This is a genomic window from Pseudoalteromonas sp. SR43-5, from assembly GCF_014163835.1.
In the GTDB taxonomy this organism is placed as follows: domain Bacteria; phylum Pseudomonadota; class Gammaproteobacteria; order Enterobacterales; family Alteromonadaceae; genus Pseudoalteromonas; species Pseudoalteromonas distincta.
The window spans coordinates 43,797-63,633 of sequence record NZ_JACJEA010000006.1 but is presented as its reverse complement, the minus strand read 5'-3'; the positions used below and the strand labels follow the sequence as shown (position 1 = coordinate 63,633).

At 37.4% G+C, this 19,837-nt stretch carries 13 protein-coding genes; 5 read left to right on the top strand and 8 right to left on the bottom strand.

What is annotated here, in order from left to right; genetic code table 11:
• Positions 1-1,302, bottom strand: a complete 1,302-nt coding sequence (gene hmgA / locus H5090_RS05125) for a homogentisate 1,2-dioxygenase (RefSeq protein WP_182692412.1) — start codon at positions 1,300-1,302, stop codon at positions 1-3.
• A 151-nt stretch (positions 1,303-1,453) separates the two neighbouring features.
• Here hmgA and H5090_RS05120 point away from each other — a divergent pair, with 151 nt between their 5' ends.
• The gene (locus H5090_RS05120) at positions 1,454-1,885 is read left to right on the top strand and encodes a MarR family winged helix-turn-helix transcriptional regulator (protein WP_182695183.1); all 432 of its coding nucleotides are present in this window, start codon (positions 1,454-1,456) and stop codon (positions 1,883-1,885) included.
• A 52-nt stretch (positions 1,886-1,937) separates the two neighbouring features.
• On the opposite strand, the gene H5090_RS05115 is transcribed toward H5090_RS05120, so the two are convergent.
• The 3 genes from H5090_RS05115 to H5090_RS05105 all read right to left on the bottom strand — a co-directional run bounded on the left by H5090_RS05115 (position 1,938) and on the right by H5090_RS05105 (position 9,584).
• Positions 1,938-5,015: a TonB-dependent receptor gene (locus tag H5090_RS05115; RefSeq protein ID WP_182692414.1), complete on the bottom strand. Its 3,078-nt coding sequence runs from the start codon at positions 5,013-5,015 to the stop codon at positions 1,938-1,940.
• A gap of 334 nt (positions 5,016-5,349) precedes the next feature.
• Positions 5,350-8,556: a TonB-dependent receptor gene (locus tag H5090_RS05110; RefSeq protein ID WP_182693562.1), complete on the bottom strand. Its 3,207-nt coding sequence runs from the start codon at positions 8,554-8,556 to the stop codon at positions 5,350-5,352.
• Positions 8,557-8,723: 167 nt separating this feature from the next.
• Positions 8,724-9,584, bottom strand: a complete 861-nt coding sequence (locus H5090_RS05105) for a S1/P1 nuclease (RefSeq protein WP_138490386.1) — start codon at positions 9,582-9,584, stop codon at positions 8,724-8,726.
• A 251-nt stretch (positions 9,585-9,835) separates the two neighbouring features.
• Between H5090_RS05105 and H5090_RS05100 the strand changes: the two genes are divergently transcribed.
• Both H5090_RS05100 and H5090_RS05095 read left to right on the top strand, forming a co-directional pair.
• Entirely contained in the window at positions 9,836-10,702 is an 867-nt protein-coding gene (locus tag H5090_RS05100; RefSeq protein WP_084324632.1) for a hypothetical protein, read from the top strand.
• The gene (locus tag H5090_RS05095) at positions 10,695-11,639 is read left to right on the top strand and encodes a hypothetical protein (RefSeq protein ID WP_182693133.1); all 945 of its coding nucleotides are present in this window, start codon (positions 10,695-10,697) and stop codon (positions 11,637-11,639) included. The genes H5090_RS05100 and H5090_RS05095 overlap by 8 nt, the downstream gene beginning before the upstream one ends.
• A gap of 29 nt (positions 11,640-11,668) precedes the next feature.
• Here the strand turns inward: H5090_RS05095 and ushA are convergent, their stop codons facing one another.
• Together ushA and H5090_RS05085 are read right to left on the bottom strand one after the other, a co-directional pair.
• Positions 11,669-13,300: a bifunctional UDP-sugar hydrolase/5'-nucleotidase UshA gene (gene ushA, locus H5090_RS05090; protein ID WP_182695182.1), complete on the bottom strand. Its 1,632-nt coding sequence runs from the start codon at positions 13,298-13,300 to the stop codon at positions 11,669-11,671.
• Between the two features lie 87 nt (positions 13,301-13,387).
• Positions 13,388-13,573, bottom strand: coding sequence for a hypothetical protein (locus H5090_RS05085; RefSeq protein ID WP_024594581.1), 186 nt, complete (start codon positions 13,571-13,573; stop codon positions 13,388-13,390).
• Between the two features lie 250 nt (positions 13,574-13,823).
• Between H5090_RS05085 and H5090_RS05080 the strand changes: the two genes are divergently transcribed.
• A complete protein-coding gene (locus H5090_RS05080) occupies positions 13,824-14,564 on the top strand; it encodes a peptidylprolyl isomerase (RefSeq protein WP_182695181.1) in 741 nt (246 codons plus the stop codon).
• 67 nt (positions 14,565-14,631) lie between these two features.
• On the opposite strand, the gene H5090_RS05075 is transcribed toward H5090_RS05080, so the two are convergent.
• Positions 14,632-15,048 carry an MAPEG family protein gene (locus H5090_RS05075; protein ID WP_024594583.1) on the bottom strand — a complete coding sequence of 139 codons (417 nt, stop codon included), beginning with the start codon at positions 15,046-15,048 and terminating at the stop codon, positions 14,632-14,634.
• 236 nt (positions 15,049-15,284) lie between these two features.
• Between H5090_RS05075 and H5090_RS05070 the strand changes: the two genes are divergently transcribed.
• Positions 15,285-18,167 carry an insulinase family protein gene (locus tag H5090_RS05070; protein ID WP_182695180.1) on the top strand — a complete coding sequence of 961 codons (2,883 nt, stop codon included), beginning with the start codon at positions 15,285-15,287 and terminating at the stop codon, positions 18,165-18,167.
• Positions 18,168-18,414: 247 nt separating this feature from the next.
• Here H5090_RS05070 and H5090_RS05065 read toward each other — a convergent pair whose 3' ends face one another.
• Positions 18,415-19,797, bottom strand: a complete 1,383-nt coding sequence (locus H5090_RS05065; RefSeq protein ID WP_024604188.1) for a Na+/H+ antiporter NhaC family protein — start codon at positions 19,795-19,797, stop codon at positions 18,415-18,417.
• Positions 19,798-19,837 lie beyond the last annotated feature (40 nt).

The window sequence follows — 19,837 nt, the reverse complement described above, 5'->3', positions numbered from 1 at the left end:
CTAATCCTCTGCACCTGTAAATTGTTTTTTTATAGTACGCCAGCAATCGGTGTAATTTGGTTGGCGTTCTTTACCTTCTAGTGCATATTTTGTCGGTGAAATTATATAGCGCGACTCAAACATAAAGGCCAATGTGTTTTCATATTTTTGTGGTGTAAGCTCAGTGTTTGAGGCTTTTTCAAATACGTCGGCTTCAGGTCCATGTGGCGACATACAATTGTGTAAACTTGCGCCACCAGGTACAAAACCATGCTCTTTTGCATCATACACACCTTCAATTAAGCCCATAAATTCACTCATAATATTGCGGTGATAATACGGCGGGCGAAACGTATTTTCGGCTACCATCCAACGCGGTGGAAATATCACAAAATCGACATTTGCCATACCCTCTGTACCAGAAGGAGAGGTTAGTACAGTGAATATAGAAGGATCGGGGTGATCAAAGCTCACTGTATTCATTACATTGAAACGCGATAAGTCGTATTTATAGGGCGCACTATTACCCGTCCATGCAACCACATCAAAAGGAGAGTGCTTAATTTCACAGCTAAATAAATTACCGTTAAATTTAGAAACAAGCTCAAAGTCACCCTCTTTATCTTCAAAGGCCGCTACAGGGTATTGAAAGTCTCTGTCGTTGGCATAACCGTTTGCACCAACAGGTCCTCGCTCTGCAAGCTCTAACGCATGGCCATAATTTTCACAAATATAACCACGGGCTGTATTATCAATTAAGTCAACTGAGAACTTAATTCCTCTGGGAATTACAGCAATTTCACCTGGTTTAATGCTTAACTTACCGCACTCGGTGTGAATTAATAACTCACCATGCTGAGGGACAAACAACATTTCGCCATCGGCATTGCAAAAGTAACGCCCTTGCATTGACTGATTAGCGACATATACATGAATGCCAATACCAGATTGCCCATTAGCACTGCCATTAGCAGCCATCGTTACTAACCCATCAATAAAATCAGTAGGCTGTGAAGGCATATCAATAGGATTCCAACGTAGCATTGTTGGTGGTGTTACGGCTTCAGTGATTGGGGCTGTTCTTATTAGGCCGTTATCAATTGCTTGGTAATCACCTTGCACTACAGACGGACGAAGGCGGTAAAACCAAGTGCGACGATTTGAAGCGCGAGGAGCCGTAAATGCAGTCGAACTAAATTGCTCTGTGTATAAATCGTATTTAACTTTTTGTGGGCTAAACTGTCCTATTGGCAGTGCACCGGGTAGCGCTTGTGTTTCAAATTCATTACCAAAACCGGTCATATAACTTAATTGTGTCGCCATTACTGACTCCTGTGAGAGGGGGTTGGTTTAATATTATTTTTATTTCAGTTAAGATACTCTCAAGTGAGACTAATATCAAATGTGCAACTACGCATCCGTGTAAATATTAATGAACACTAAAGTAAGCCTTATAAAGCTGGGATAACTAAAAATGAAAATTGATTTAGCAACGTTTTTACCTTATCAATTAACGAATGTAGCAACACGTGTGAGTAACGACTTTGCCAAGGTTTATCAAACTAAATACGGTTTGAATATTCCCCAGTGGCGAATACTTGCTAATTTAGCGCAGTATGGGCAAAGCAACGCAAAGGATTTATGCACACAAGCAAATATGGATAAATCGACAGTGTCGCGCGCGGTAAAAGTACTGATAGATAGAGGCTTAGTGAGAAGTGAGTTAAATGCACAAGATAAACGCGCGGCCTTACTTGTACTGAGCAAAGCAGGTCAAAGCTTATATGAGCAAATAGCACCCGATGCACTTAATTGGGAAAAAGAATTACTGAGCACTTTGACTAAAGAAGAGTGCGAAGTGTTAGTGAGTATTTTCGAAAAGTTAAATAATAAATTAAAGGCATAAAAAAGCCCACCAAAGTGGGCTTTTAAAAGATGTTTTAGGTTACAGTTCTAAATTAGAAATCGTATTTAATACCTACACGAAGTTCCCAAAGTGAAGGATTAACTTCTATGCTATCTCCAGCAGGTTTATTAAAGTTATTGTAGACATATTTCCCATCAACAATATCTGCTGTCACAGCACTTTGAAGTGAAGAACCACTTTCAAGAACGCCCCAATCATCATTGAGCATGTTTCCAATGTTAGCAATAGTGAAGTAAGCTGCGCCCTTGTGGCCATCTTTAAAACCAGCAAACTCTTGTTCTACTTTTAAGTCAAAAGTAACCCACCATGCGCCATCAATGCTATTTCGGTCAAGTATCTCACCACGGCTAAGGCCTTCATTACCGATCCATTCATTAAATCCATCTAGGTCAAAATCTGGTCCGTAAGTTACTAGGCTATCATCAACGTTTGGAATGTACAGTAACTGACGAGCATTATCATTATATCCAAAAGTGAAATTATTTTCATTTTCGAATGAGTAAGAATACGGCGATGTTTTCGATGCTTGGCCAAATAAGTTAAATTTAGTGTCATAACCGTCAAATAGCTCATAGCTATAAGCTAATGACATCGTGAAGCGATGTGGAATCTCATAATTTGATGTAGCAACACCTGGGTTTTCTGAGTCAGAAACAGCAATCCCATGGTAATTAGAGAATGCCACAGAGCTAGTCATTGGATGTACGTCTTTAGACTCTGTATAAGCATATGAAAGAGATAGATCAATTCCATTATCAAACGATTTACTCATACCAAATGATAATATATGAGAGTATGCATCGTCACCATCAACGTTTGTTAACAGGAAGTCTGAACCACCATTATAAATAGGGCGTCCATCAGGTGCCGTTCCAGTTTGTTCATATGCTAAATTTTGAACAATCGCTGAGTTTCTCTTATCAGTGTATAAATAATCTACGTTAAATACATAGTTATCTTCAGTGATATAGGTACCACCTAATGAAAACTTCCACTCTGATGGAATTTCAAAATCAGGGTCAGTAACATTTACATCAGCATCTGCACCACCTAGTCCAACTGTGTCATATAAACTTTGAGGAATATCATAACCAGGTAAACCACTACCATTGAATGGTACAGCATCAGCTCCAAGAATTTGCATGTTTCTTTGATTTACTTGTACGTTGCGCACGCCATCATTAGAATAGCTGTTAGAAATCCATACATTTGGATTTCCACCTGAGTACAGGCCAATACCACCACGCAGCTCTAACTGGTCATTGTAAATCCAGTTAACGCCTAAACGAGGTTGCAATAAATCAACTCCATCGAGATTTTGACTATTTGAATAACCATAGCGGTCTTCAAAATTTTGGTTGAATGTTGGAGTATCATCACTTGTATACCAGTCATAACGAAGACCAACAGTAAATGTTACATCGTAGTCAACTAAATCAAACTTATCTTGAGCATATAATGTATTTAAAGCGTATTTAAACTCACCAGCAGCATCATCTGGATTTTGGCTTGCAGCATTACCATAGTAAACGCGTGCGACACCATTTTCAAAATCATCGATCGAACTGAAACGGTATTCACCTTGGCTATGCTGAACAAATAAGTTGAAAACATCTAATTCTTCACGTTCGTAACCAAACGAAAGTTCATGTTCTTCTAGGTAATAAGTACCGGCAAGTTTAAGCGATAAGTTATCGTAATTAAGTTTGTTTGATTGACGTGAATCATCCGGGCCAAGGTAAACAGTTACATCACCTGTGTTGATTTGAAATTCACCAAAGCCTGATGCTGCATCAATAGAGTTTTGACGATTATCAAGCTTTGAGTATCCTACACGGATTTCAGTAGAAAAATTATCAGTCCAATCAGAGTAGAATGAAGTTACATAAGACTCTAACTTTGCACCACGTTCATAGAAATGGTTAGACAGAGCTAAACTCTCTGAACCAGTGTCTGATTGTGAAATTGCAAAGCCATCATTGTAATTGTATATAAAGCTTGCTCGATGGGAATCATTAATATTCCAATCTAACTTCACTAAGATTTTTTCATCTTCAACAGGCATACTTGGGATTAAAGAACCTGGATCGTATGCATAGTTATCAATCGCTATTTGTGTTACTCGATCAATAGTCGCTTGATCTATACGACCATTTACAAAAGGTGAGTACTCAAAAATCTCTGCGCCTTCTAATTTTTCGTATGATGTAAATAGGAATAACTTATCTTCTATAAGAGGAAGACCTACATTAAAGCCATAACGTTTTTCTGAGTAATCGCCTAGATCCTGCTTATTACCTTTAATTGAATCTCCAGACATAGAGTCATTAGTGTAATCATAGAAGAAACCACCAGTAAGTTCATTTGTACCAGATTTAGTTACTGCATTGATGTTACATGATGTAAAGCCACCGTACTGAACATCAAATGGAGCAAGCTCTACTGCAACTTGAGCGATAGAATCAAAAGAAAAAGGGATTCTTTCTGTAGGGTAACCACTTGAATTTAAACCAAAGTTATCGTTCATGCGAACGCCATCAAGGGTTAGGCTGTTAAATCGAGGGTTACCACCACCACAATTAATCGCGCCAGCATTTGTTTCGTCAATGTAAATACGAGGGTCTGCTCGGATTATATCTTTTAAATCGCGATTGATGGCTGGTTTGTTTTCTAAATCACTTAATGAAAATGTTGACGCAGGGCCTGTACCACCAGATTGAGAACTAATAGGTGCACCTGTTACAACAATTTGCTCCATTTGTTCTGAACTCAAAGCAACAGTAACTGGATAGGTTTGACCTAGTGTTAAATAAATATTTTCAAGCTCAGTATCTTGAAATTTATCTGAGTCTACAATTATTTTGTATGGACCACCAACACGTAACCCTTTAGTTGAAAAGCTACCTGCTTCATTCACTGTTGTCGTTTTTGTTGAACCTGATGGGACGTGTATAACTGTAATTTTAGTGCCGGCCGCAGGACTACCATTTGGCCCTGTAATTTGACCTTTTACAGATGATGACGTTTCGTTAGCCACTGCAGCGCCACTTACACCAACACATGCTGCAATAGCAAGTGAAAGAGCTGTTTTGCGTAATTGAGTTTTCATTTAATTTTCCCGTGTAGTTATTAATTAAATTTTTATATTTTTATTTTAAAATTTTTCAAAATAAACAGTTGAAGTTCATTTATTCAAAATCCGTTACTAGTGTACCTTATTTATTCGTTACAAATAAAATACAACTGCAATATATTTTTAATGAATAGTACTATTTTTGTCTATTTGAGTGTTTTTTTTGAGCAATAACTCTATATCGGGGTATATATTACGTGGGCTTTATGACAAACATGTGAAATTGGGGTGTGAAAAAAAAACCCATTACAATTTTGCAATGGGTTTTGTTAACAAATAACTTAATGTGTTATTACTTACCTATTAAGACTTAAAACTTGTAGCTAATACCAACTTTAGCCTGCCAAGCTGATGAGCTAGTTTGGTATTGACTGTAGTTACGAACGTCAGCACCATTAAATTTGCCATCAATTATATAACGACCTTCATCATCTAACCCACCAAAATCATAAACAGCTTGGTCAGAGAAACCTAAGCGTTTTTCAACACCCCAATCACTGTTTAGTAAGTTTGCGAAGTTATCAACCATGAAGTAAACCTCACCGCTGTGACCTTCAGCAAAACCTGGGATTTCTTGTTTGATACTTACATCCATCGTAGTAACCCAAGGTTGAGTACCTGAGTTACGGCCTAAAATTTCACCACGTTCTGAGATACCAGCACGATTTAGAAGCGTTTCTAATTCATTCCAAGATAAGCCAGACTCATCCCAATTTACATTTGGATCATCAGCGCCAGTTGGAATGTAAGCTAGGTAAGCTGAGCTTGAGTAAAAGTCGCGTGTGTCACCTAAGTCACTATCTTGATACATGCCCATAGTGTAGCTAAATGGACGGCCAGAGCGGCGCTCAAAATACACGTTAAACTTAGTTGCATAGCCACTGAAAAATTCAGTGTTATACGCTAGGTTTATTTTAAAGCTGTGCTCTACTTCGTATGAACCACGATCTGCAAAGTCTTCATTGCGGTTACGTGTAATGTTGTATTGGTAGTTACTTTGAGCACGAGAAGATGAACCCGATGAGGCCTCAGTTACGTCTTGGTGTGCATAACTTGCAGAAACATACAGGCCATTTTCAAATTCTTTTGCAATGCCGGTAGAGATAATGATTGAACGTCCATCGTCAGATGAATTAGTCATTGCAATATCAAAGTTATCAGCAAGGTCGCCAGTATAAATACTTTCGTTAATTACACGCTCACCATCAGCAGCAACACCAATTGGGTTTAAAGCAGTGTTATGCCATACAGCTTCGTTTTCTTTTTTATGGTAAGCAATTTCTGCTTGCCATTTGAAGCCTTCGCCAAGTAGTTCTGAGTCAAACTCGTATTCAAAACCAACTTGAGCTCTTATGCTCGATGGAAGCTCAAAATCAGGGTCAACATAGTTTGTGCTACCGGCACCTTGGACTAACGTGTTTTTAATAGCGTCAGGTACTTGCGTAATATCGGCTTGGTTATTGGCGTAATAATCATTAATAGCGCTTTGAGGTGCTTCAACAAATGTAATACCGTCATTTTGGAAAGAGTTATTGTACCAAACGTTTGGAATACCACCTTGGAATCGACCTATACCACCATTAATGGTTAATGCTTCAGTTGCATAATATTTAAAGCCAATACGCGGTAAAATTATATCTAAACCATCAAGATTCTCTTGATTGCTAAAGCCGTAAGTATTTAAAAAGTTTTCGTTTAAAGTTGGTTTATCGTCTGATGATAAACGCTCATAACGAACGCCTGCTGTTACTTCTAAATCATCACCAACATAAAAAGTATCTTCGATATAAAGTGCTAACTGGTTACGTGTCGCATCGTATGCAGTGTCATTTGGGTTATTTGTGTACGCGTTACTGTAAGAAAAGTCGTATGTACCTCTAAAGTTACCCACTTCACGGTTTGCAAAACCTTCGAAGTCATCAAACTCCCAAGAACCTAATGAGTTAGATGCAAATAAGTTATATAAATTTAGCGATTCATACTGCATACCAAAGTTAATTTCGTGCTCATCCATTAAGTAAGTGGCATCGAAAGTAAGCGTTAAGTTTTCAGTCGATGAGCTATTTGCATGGCGGAATTCATCTGTACCAAACTCATAAGCTGGACCACGGAAGTATTCTTCAACTTTCACAAAGCCAATATCAGAGTTAGTCAAGCTTCTTGATGATACATCTTTGTAAGCGATACCAATTTCAGTTGAGAAGTTTTCATTCCAGTCTGAATATAATTTTGTCGCAAAATTATTGAATTTAGTAGCGTAAGTATAACGGCTTGACGCTAAGCTTACTGTACTACCGCCTGTGCCGACATTTGTTTCGTCTTTATCGTCTTGCCATTGGTAAGTGAAATCTAAACGATGATCATCATTAATATTCCAACTTAATTTAACAAGCAATGATTCGTTTGTATCTTTAGGGTCACCACCGAGAGAATCGGTTAAGCCGTATTCATTATTTAAAATATTAATAAATTGGTTGTAGCTTTCTTCTGTTACATCATATTCATTCGTTGCACCAGAGCCTTCAAAACCGTAATCTAAATCAAGTTCACTTGTCCATTTGTTGTAGTTAACAAAGTAAAACAAAGTATCGTCGATTAATGGGCCGCCAACATTAAAGCCATAACGTTTCTCAGTTTGAATTGGTTCTACCTGATCAATAACGTATGTACGGTGTCCATCTTCATCTAAAACCGGGCTACCATCAGCATATACTTGAGAAATACTATCTACATCACCTGCAATATCTGGCGTAGATATTTCATAAAAGCCAGAAAATTTAAACTCATTAGTACCTGATTTTGTTACTGCATTAATGGTACCGCCACCAAAGTTACCTTTAGAGGCTGAGAACGGAGATACATCAACAGAAATTTGCTCAATTGCATCAAGTGCTACAGGTGGTTGCGAAGTAGGGTAGCCACCGTAACTTAAACCAAAGTCATCATTTTGGCCAATACCGTCAACAGTTAAGCCGTTGGTACGCGGGTTACTACCTGCAAACGTTAGCTCACCACTACCATTAATGCTGGCGAGTGGATTTAAACGCGCAATATCTTTAATGTCGCGGTTAAAGCTTGGCATATTTTCAATAGTGTCAGAGCCAAATGTACTGCTAGAGCCACCTGATTGTTGAACAATTTTATAACCAGACACTTCAATCTTTTCGATATTTAGCGGAGCAAGCTGCGAGCTTAAACGGTAAGTTTCACCCAGATTTAGATAGATATTTTCAACAGTTGTATCGTTAAATTTATCAGAATCGATGATAACCATGTAAGGACCACCTACACGTAAGCCATTAGCGATAAACGTACCACTTTCGTTTGTAGTTAGCTCGCTAATAGTTCCCGTTGGTTGGTGAACTACTTTAATTTTAACGTTTGCAGCACTGCCACCTGAAGGCGTCGTAATTTTACCTCGCATTGCAGATGAAGTATCAGCAGCCATTGCGCTTGTAGAAACACCTAGAGCTAAAATTACCGCTCCAGTTAATTTCGAAAGGCGAAGCTTAGTCATAATGTTGATTTCCCGTGTTATTAATGTCAAATTTATAGTTTTAAATATACTTATAAGAACCAAGCTAATGGGCCTTATTAAGTTTTGCAGTATTTAAATTATGTATTGCTTTTTAAGCATATTTCTTTGATTTTACTTTTCTAGTATTACATTAATATGAAATACATCTAGTTAGTTTGCTTCTTTTCAAAAGCTAAAGCTGTTTCTAACTCTTTTGCAGAAGGGTCAAATAAGGCGTTTAATAGTCCAGCTAGTCGAATACCCGCTTGTTGTAGGCGTGTTTTTACAATTGGAGTGTTGTTATAAATGTAGCTGTACCCAACTTCGTCGTTGGTGTACTTATAAATTTTTGTTGCTAAATTGTGTGATTCTTCAACCCAAGTTTTAGGTGAGCTTTGTAAATACTCAGCAATTAATTCGCTGTTATTTGTATCAATAAATTGAGCGTATTCAGTAAACGACAAGTTCTCGTTCTCAACTAACTTTGTATCCCAAAGGCTGTGAAGATTTGTTTCTTCGTTAAAAAATGAAACCTTAATACGGTTACCACCTCTGTCTTCACCTCGACCGGCATGAAAGGGTTGATGACTGTCGCCTACTAAATGCACTAAAAAACGCAAACTGAACTGCTTAGCATCTAAGGTGCTATTTTTATCAGTGAGTGTTTGCATTGAATAGTGAATGCCCTCGAGGATATTACTTACAGATTCTTTGTTTTTAGTATGATCGTGATTGAAGCTGAAAGATTTTCCTGGGGCTGCGTTAATGTAATGCCAACGAGATGATTTCTTTTGCCAAAAGTCGCCAGGAGCAGAGCGCATTTCATCAGGCCAGGTTGATATTTGCGCAAGTGACTCACCATCTAAATAAGGTTTAATTGCTGCTTTAGTAGTTTCGCTTATATGAGATTGTGCAATCTGCCCTACAATACGGTGGCCATTTTGACCCCAAGCGTGTGAGTTAGTGCTTGTGAATATCGCACTAATCAAAAGCGCAGAAGATATCGAGTACTTTATATTGTTATGCATTAAAACTTCCTAAATGAATATTTCATGGGGTTGCTATAAGCTAATGCGGTCAATTGTCCTCATTTTTAATGTTGATAGGAAGGACTTATTAAAATTCATAATTTCTTATTCAATTACCTTTAAAATCAGTCTCTTATATTTAACAGGTAAAATTACTTGTTGTAATAGGTAAGCGAAATTGTTCAAATACACTATATCGTCTATTTTTGGGTGGCATTGCTTTGAATTATAAAAATATTGTGTTGCACAAAATGTTAATTGTTACATTTTTGTTTCTATTGTTGGTCGTTACGTGGGTTTGCGGTCAAGTTAGTGTATACAATGATGATTTACATTTTCCGGTTATGATCGAAACCTCAACAGAGTGTCAAACAACTGCTACAAGTAATAAAGACCAATTAATTGTTTTTACACAATCAAAAAAAATAGCCAAGTTATTAACACAAAAGTTATGCTCTGATAACGTAGTAGCTAAGCAATATGGCTCGGTAAAAGGGTATTGGGGATATAGAACGGCAGATAGCTTTGAGTTTGTTGGTAAAGGAATTGCTGACCTAATTTTGGCTAAAAGTAATATTATGGCTGCATTTAAAGCGGAGTCGACCTATAACTACCAACCCGTAGTTGGTTTTTCTGACTACACGGCTTTTTTTATATCTTCTAAAGAAAAACCTCGAATTACTAAACAATATTTTTTAGATAAACGCATAGGTTTGCTTGATTATCCTACCAGCCGATCAGGGCATATTTTACCAAAGCAAATGTTTAAAGAACTGGATATAAATTTAGCTAATTTGAAAATCACTTATGCTAGTTCTCATAACGAATTACGCGATTTACTCGCCGACGGAAAAGTAGATATTATTGCTTCGTTTTGGAAAGAGAGTGACGAAAAACGTTTTTCAAAAAACTATATTACGCCTTTGAGTAATAATATTACTGGAACAAGATGGTATTTAAAAATGCAGCAAAATAATACTGATTTATTATGTGCAGTACAGGCAAATTTGCTTGATATGTCTAAAGATCAAAGTTTGCATTATTATCAAAATGCACAATCGTTTTGGAGTTGCGGTACTAGCTCAGTAAACTTAAAAGAGGAAGTTAGTGATGAGTAAATATAAACAACTACTTGTTTTACTATGCTTATTTTTAACTTTATCTTCTGTGTTTTATATTTCTGTAATTCAAAAAAGCCAGCAAGTAACTAAACAAAAAATAACGCAGATAGAAAGGCAAATAGCACTCGACTTACCATTACTTGATTTATCAAATGAGCTGCTAAAGCATTCGGGGAATAAAGATGCGGTTAATAGCTACATTAAAACCTTAAATAGCTACATTAATTCGAACGATCTTAAAGTTGTTGCTATTGCACCAAAAGGCGAAATGCTAGTACCTGTAAACTTACACCAAATAACACGTAGTTTGAGCACTAATAACGGACCTGTATTAGTTGTATTTAACGTTCAGCAAACCCACTTTACATTAAGCCATTTTATTTACTATTTTATATTTTTAGTATTAAGTGTGTTGATTAGTTTTTGGGTAAAATTTGCGTTTATTAAACAAAGTAATAAGCAGTTTAATAATGCGCAGCATCAGTCAATTACAGAGCCTACGCCGCTGATGCTTATAGTTGACCTTAACGATAAAACACTATCAAGTAGTTGTAGTGCAGAGCAAAAAGTGGGTTTAGCCAATAAGCCATTATGCTTTTATTTAGCACTTGTAGAGTATTGTACAAATAACGATGATGTAGCGCTTAGTCATAATAAAGATGTACCAGAGGAGCTTCTAGAGCTCGCTAACAAGTATTTTTATAGGTTGGTAGAGCTTGGTCATACGGTTAGAAAAAGGCCTAATTTTAATAATAGCCTAGAAAAAACCTTGAGTGAGATACGTGCGGCATTAGATGAAGTACTTAGCGAGTGTCCTGAAGAAAAAGAGTTATATTACCCACCTAAAGCCTATGGAGAAGGCTCTCGTTCTCGTTTGCATAGTTATGGGCTGGCAAATATTAAAAAAGGTAATATTGAAATAAGAGGAAAGTAACTAGATTACTTTCCTCTTATTCTTAGAGGTTATTTAGGGGTAAATTCAGCCGCTTTGAGAGGGTTATTTTTTGAAATAAAGTCTTGAAGTGCTTTAGCATCTGTTTCGTCTGTACTTACAAAGCCTTTTTTATTTGTAAGTGCAGGATAACCATCACCGCCTGATGCGTTATAGCTATTTAGACTCATTCTGTATGTTTTATTTTTATTAAGCGGTTCGCCATTGATCAAAACATTAACCAACTGATTATTTTTACGCTCAAACGATATTTTATGGTATTGCAAATAAGCACCAGCATCCGGTGGGAAGCTCGTTACTGTATTTAAGTAATCCCATAAATCACTGCCTTGCCAATCCATATAAGTAATGCGGTTTTTAAAAGGATGTACTTTTAAAATATCTTTATAGCTTACTTTACCAGCCTCTATTGAGCTGCGAATACCACCGCCACTTATTAATCCAAAGTCTGCATTTACTACATCCATTTGAGCTTGAATAATTACACGTGCAAGGTTTGTTTGTTGGTAACGAACTTTGTTTCTGTCACCTTCTAAGCGAGCATCTACTTCACCAATGGTACCTTCAATTTGTTTAGCGCCTTTAGCTTGGTATACCGCTAAATAAGATTCAAGTTTAGGGTCTGGTTTAATGTACTCGTTTGCTAATACTGCTTTAGTAGAGCCATCAGCTTGAACTTTATCTACATACAAATTAACAGGCATGAGTTTGTAGTCTAGTAACGTTAATTTTCCGTTTTCAAGCTTAAACTCAGCTTTACCAACATACTTACCCCATTCATGGGCTTGCATAATGTAAGTACCGTTTTGCTGGTCTGGCTTACAGGCAAGGCCAGGTTTAAAGTTATCGTCATTTACATTTGTATCACTCATACACACAGGTTCTTGTGAGTGACCGCCAATGATCATATCAAGTGTGTTTGCAGGAAGTGAGCGAGCAAGTGTTACGTCACCTGGTGCATTAATGCCAAAGCTAGCATCAACATAATGACCCATATGAGTCAGCGCAATAGTAATGTCAGGGTTGTACTTAGCTTTTATTTCTTTAGCTAGTTCTGCAGTAACGTCAACAGGGTCTTTAAACTCTAAGTGGCCAATATACTGAGGATTACCAATTTTAGCTGTGTCTGTTGTTGTTAATCCAATAACAGCAATAGTTAAGCCATTTTTTTTGAATATTTTATAGCTATCAAACGCATGTTCGCCTGATTCTTTTTCAAATATATTGGCTGATAGAAAAGGAAAGTTCACCCATTTTTGCTGTTGCTTCAAAATATCAATAGGATTATCGAATTCGTGATTGCCTAATGCCATTGCATCATAACCAATCAGCGACATACCTTTAAAGTCAGGTTCTGCTTTTTGTAAATCTGACTCAGGAATACCGGTATTAATGTCACCACCAGAGAGAAGTAAAACGGCATGACCTTGCTTTTGGGCGTCATTACGTAAAGAGTCAATTAACGTTTTGCGAGCGGCCATACCGTATTCGCCTTTTTCGTTTTGCCAAAAACGGCCGTGATTATCATTAGTATGAAGAACAGTTAAATATTCAGTAGGAGTACTGTTAGAGGTTGATTCAGGAGCAGGAGATGTACATCCAAGTACACTAAAAATAATCGAAAATAAAATAATTATACGCATAAAATACCTATGGATTAAGGTCTACTTAATTTATCAAGCGGGTAGTTTAAACTAGTTTTATGCTAAAAAAACGTACTTATTGACATTTTATTTAGAAGGTACAGTTAATCGATTTGTGGCGGCACTTTCGCGACGCTTTAACTCTGCATCCGCATATTCCCGCTTAGTATGGTTTATACCTACCATCCACGTTAAAAAGCTCGCCGGTAGTTTTGTGTATGGTTCACCTTTGTGTAAACCAAAGTCGCAAATTGTTTGTTTAGTGTGTGGCATTGTTAGATCCTGTTGTTTGTGTTTTTTTAAGGTAACAAATAAGTGACCACACTTTTAAGATGATTTAATTTTAAATAGTCAGATTTATATAGCAAAAAAGAATATAAATAATGGCATATGTAATTAATTTGTTATCAATACGGTCTTAATTGTATCAACTCACACTTTAGAATCGATTTTAGTCGCCGATGGCATTAATGTGTTAACGCATTAACTAATTATTTAAAAAATATAACAACAGGAATAAAACATGAAAATACTTTTACTTGGCTCAGCACTTGCTGCAGCAAGTTTTACAAGCACCGCTACTATAGTTGAAATGAACACGAGCCAAGGTGTCATAGAGATTAACCTATTTGATCAACAAACCCCCAAAACAGTCGCAAATTTTTTAAGTTACGTTCAAGACGATTCATATAACGAAACAGTAATTCACCGCTCTGTTAGTAACTTTGTTATTCAAGGTGGTGGATTTACATTTTCTGATTCGCTAGATGCGATTACTACAAAACCTGCTGTAGAAAATGAGCCCGTTTTTTCTAATGTTAAGGGCACCATTGCAATGGCTAAATTATCGGGTGATGCTAATAGCGCAACAAGTCAGTGGTTTTTTAATATTACAGACAATAGTGCAGCACTTGATACCCAAAACGGTGGCTTTACAGTGTTTGGACAAATTACTGCAGCAAGCCAATCAACGTTAGATAAAATTGCAGCGTTAGTACACTGTGGTGAAACACCCGTGGTTGATATTACTGCTGAGCAATGTGCAAGTACTGATGTAACAATTAGTAGTGCTAACTTAGTGACTATTCAAAATGTGGCGGTAATGGATGATGATCCTAATTCAGCAGCAGGCCTTACTGTTACTGAAAATACGTTAATTGATTCTGACACATCAACAGATTCTAGCAGCAGTTCTGGCGGCGGGTTAATTTGGCTTTTAGGTGCTTTTTTACTTGCGGTACCTCGTTTAAAACGTGCTAAATAATTAAAATTAACGTTAATGTGGATGGCCTAAACCAGCCGTCCACATTACTATTATTAAACTTTGCTATTTAAAATAGTACTCGCCAAACCATTGCTAGCCAAATTGAAAACACACAAACACAACCCAGTAAAAACACTTTAAAACGTGCGCGTACGTTGTTTTCACCTAAATGAATAACGCTATGCACAATACGTGTTGCTACAAATAAACAGGCCAGTATTGCCACAAGTGTACTGGCGCTATTTAGTTGCAGTGCAAGTAAACACCCCGCGTAAAAAAGCACTGGTATTTCAAACTGATTCGAAAAGTTTCTATCTGCCACCCTAATAGTGTCGCCAGCCTTATCTAACTGCATTGTTTTAAAATCACTTAAATCTAGTTGTTTATTTTTAGCTGCGGCAAAGCGCCTTTTACCCATAATGAGCATGACAACCAGTGAAAGCGTAACTTGTGCAAACATGGCAAGTATGATGATTTTTTCCATTGTTTTTCCTTATTATTTAGAATTTGCGTATTTTTTGATATTGAATGATTTTTAGTCTCGCAAGGTTGGCAGACTCCCAACTAATATCCGATTATGAAGACATTTTTCACAATGTGTTACACAAAATAGCGTTATTTTGTAGAAAGTTATTAATTGAAAATGTTAGTTTAGCTTAACTATATTGCTTTGAATTGGCGCACGCTATTTTGCGCAATACTTTTTAATGGAAAACAAAAATGAAAAAGATTATTGGTTTTAGTGCAATCGCACTTGCAGTTTTAAGTGGTTGTTCAAATACGGCTTCGGTTTCAGTGGCGCCTCAGGCCTCTTTACCATCAGATACGTTAGTCGTAAGCCCTAACGATAACCGCGAATATAAAACACTTAAGCTGGCAAACGACATTGAAGTAATTTTAGTGTCAGATCCAGGTGCTGAAAAATCTGCAGCGGCACTAAGCGTTGGTGTTGGTTTACTGCATGACCCAATGTCGCAACAAGGTATGGCGCATTATCTAGAGCACATGCTGTTTTTAGGCACAGATCGCTACCCAGACACAAAAGGGTATTCTGATTTTATGACCAAAAATGGTGGCGCGCACAATGCTTATACGTGGCTCGATATTACTAATTACATGTTTAAAATTAATAACGACGCGTTTGATGAAGGGCTAGACCGTTTTGCTGACTTTTTCAAAGCGCCTAAGTTATACCCAGAATACACAGACAAAGAAAAAAATGCAGTAAACGCAGAGTGGTCAATGCGCCGCGAAATGGACTTTTTTGGACAATTTAAACTCGCGCGTAAAATGATGGGCGATCACCCAGCTAATCGCTTTTTAATTGGTAACCTAGAAACCCTTGGCGATAAAGAAAACAGTTCACTTCATAAAGAAACGGTTGATTTTTATAATAAATACTACTCTTCAAATATTATGAAAGTTGCGCTTATTTCTAATTTACCTATTGCTGAAATGGAGCAAAAAGCGCAAAAATACTTTGCTGACATAAAAAATAAAAATATCGAAAAACCAACAGTGACTGCAAAACTTGATTTTGATAACGCTGGCGGAAAACGCGTGTTTTATGCACCAAATGAAGATGTAAAACAGCTGCAACTTGATTTCACCATTGCTAATAATAATAGCGAATTTGCACTTAAACCAAACCGATTTGTAGCGTATTTACTAAGTAATGAAATGCCGGGCAGCCCAGCGCAACTTCTTCGTGATAAAGGATGGGTGTCTCAGCTTTCTGCTTCAGCTGCACCAAATCAATATGGCAATTACGGCTCGTTAAATGTAAATGTAGAGCTTACAGATGAAGGCATGAAAAATCGTGACGAAATAGTGGCGACTATTATGCAGTACATCGATTTAATTAAAAAAGAAGGCGTTGATAGTAAGTACTTCAACGAAATTCGTACTTCCCTTAATAACCAATTTAAGTTTTTAGAAAAAGGTGATGAATTTAATTATGTAAGCTCGCTTACGCAAAGCATGCAAGATTATCCGTTAAATCACGCTATTAATGCACCTTATTATTATGCAAAGTTTGACGCTGACGCTGTAAACAATGTACTTGAGCAGTTAAATGCCGATACCCTTCGTATTTGGTATGTATCGCAGCAAGAAGAGACAGACTCAAAACTACACTTTTACGACGGTAAATACCGCATCAGTGACATTAGCGATGATGAAATTGCCAGCTGGAAAAAACCAAGCGAATTTAAGTTAGCACTACCAACAGTAAACAATTTATTGCCTGAAAACTTTGCAATAAAAACGCAAGCATTTAAAGAGCAAAAACACCCAGAACTTGCTTACGATAAAAATGGTGTAAAAGTATGGCGCCAAGCAAGTCAAAAATTTGCAGAGCAGCCAAAAGGGCTTGTTGAAGTTTATATAAATACTCAACCCGGTTTGAACGATATTAAGGCAGAAGTCCTTTATTCTGTTTGGGCTGATTTATATAATATTCAACAAAGTCAGTTAAGTACCGAAGCAGCAATCGCCGGTATGAGCGTAAGCCTAGCACCGAGTAATGGCCTTGTTTTATCTATGAGTGGTTTTACAGATAAGCAAGATGTATTGCTTAAACAAGCTTTAACCGGGTTAAAAGCTGATGAAACAGCACAAGCATTTAGCCAAGCGGTAGATCGTTTTAAACGTAATTTACTAAACCAACAAAAGCAGTTTCCGTATGCACAAGCATTTGGCGAGTATTCAAAACTAACGCGTACAGGTGGCTTTGATACAGATGCGCTTATTAAAGCCGCTGACTCACTGAGTGTTGCCGACTTAGCACAATTAAAAACAGCTACGTTTGCACAAAACGATTTACGTGTATTTAGTTACGGTAACTACGATCAGCAAGATATAGACGCGATTGCACAAGAGTTAAGTGCAACATTACCAAGTAATCATAAGCGCAGTGAATTTGCACGAAGCAAAGCGTGGTTGCCACAACCGGGCGAAACGCTGGTACTGCAAAAAGATATTGATGTAGCCGATGTAGCGGTGGTTGATATGACCGTTCATCCTGTTGCGGGTTACAAACAAAAAGCAGAAGCAGCTGTATTACAAAGCCACTTTAGAACAGTTGCGTTTGATAAAATGCGTACTGAGGAGCAACTTGCATACGCAGTAGGTGCGTTAGCTCGCCCAATTGAAGATTACTCAGCAATTGGTTTGTATATCCAAACACCGGTTAAAGGACCAAAAGAAATACAAGCTCGTTTTGATAAGTTTAAAAAAGAATACGCAGTTGAACTTGATAACATGAGCGAAGAGACTTTTGAGCAGCTTAAAAACTCTACCCTTGTATCACTTAAAGAGCAGCCTAAAAACTTAAGTGACGAAATGAGCCCACTTATAAACGATTGGTACCGTGAAAACTTTACCTTTGATTCTAAGCAAAAGCTGATTGATGAAGTTGAAAAAGTAACGCTTGCAGATATAAAGGACTACTACAAGCAAACAATGCTTAACTCTAATGCTGCACGTTTAAATGTGCAATTACGCGGGACTAAGTTTATAGAAAGTGACTTTGCCGATTTACCAAATCAAACTAAAATCACAACGCTTGATGCCTATTACAATGGTATTAAACTACAAAAATAAGCTTTGTTTATGTAGCTAAAATAAACCCCAATGTATCACTACATTGGGGTTTATTATTTATCTCACTATATTTACTAATAATACCAATTCGCTTAATTAAGTGATCTATTTTGAGGATGGAAAAACGTGTTGATAGCTAGGCAAAAAATTCGCTATTTAGTTGTTCTAAATGAAAATTTTTTAACGCAGTTAGCGACTCGTTTAGCCCCGCAAAATGATTAAGTATTATTGCGGATTGGTATAGTATTTAAGCCATTATTAAAAAGCCTATAACAGCTAATGCCGCAGCAATTAGCGTGTATGGCAATTGTGTAACAGCATGGCTCATTAAATTACAACCAGAACCTTGCGCTGCGAGTACGGTTGAATCTGAGTAAAAACACGCTTGGCTACCAAAAGAAGAAGCCGATAATAGCGCCCCAATGACCAGTGGTATGTTTGCATCAACCGCATTAGCCAGTGGCATAACAATGGGAATTGATACAGCAAAAATACCCCAGCTAGACCCCGTTGCAAACGCTAAAATAGCCATTGAAATAAATACCACGGCTGGTAAGTATGCAGCGGTCATATAAGGACTTAAGCTGCCAATAACAAACTGAGGCAAACCAATTAAGTCGCATACATCTTTAAATATAAACGCAGCTATAACAGTACCAATCGCGGGGATCATACTTTTAAAGCCATCAAGCATGCGTTCAATCATTTCACTTACACTCATTAATTTTTGTAGAGCATAAAACGGGAGAGTGACCGCCATTGTTGCTAATAAGCCTTTGTATACGTCTATTTCAAAGTAAACAGTAAATGCAACCAGTAAAATAATCGGCACCAAAAAGTTACGTAATTTACCTTTAGGATCAGCATCTTCAAAGTTCTCTTCTACGGCTTTTACCGCATATTCATCCGCTGTTTGAACGTCATTGTATTGAGCAGGGTCGACTTGAGCTTGCTCAATTTGTGCCATTTGCTCTGCTTTTTTCATTGGACCAATCGCAGGAATAATACCCAGCACAACAAGTAAAACAACAAGCACTGCAAACCACGCATAAAACATGTACGGTATGGCTTGGATATAAACTGCAATCCCTTTGCCTTCTTCTGCAATACCGTTATCTACAAGTAAGCCACCAAAAAAAACCGCCCAGGTAGATAAAGGGACAAGTACACAAATTGGTGCAGCAGTAGAGTCTACAACATAGGCAAGCATCTCACGGCTCACTTTAAATTTATCGGTAATGCGTTTCATGGTTTCACCCACGGTAAGCGCATTTAAGTAGTCATCAATAAAAATAACTACACCCAAACAAAAGGTCATAAACAAAGATGAGCGTTTACCTTTAGTGTATTTAAGGGCTAACTTGCCAAAAGCCGATGCGCCACCTGTGCGCACTAATAGCGCGATTAAAGCACCGAAGCCACCACATACAAGTATTAGCCAGCCGATGGTTTCGTCTGTCATCACTTTTAGCGATGTACTCGCAAAGTTAGTAAGTACCTGTGCAGGATCGGCGATAACTAAACCAACTAAAGCACCAATAAGTAAAGATAAAATAGGGCGGCGTAATACAACAGCCAATACAACTACCACCAAAGGTGGCAGTAAACTTAACGCAGAAGGTTCAAGCATTTAAGTATTCACAAAATTAAAAGCATGTATAAAAATTACA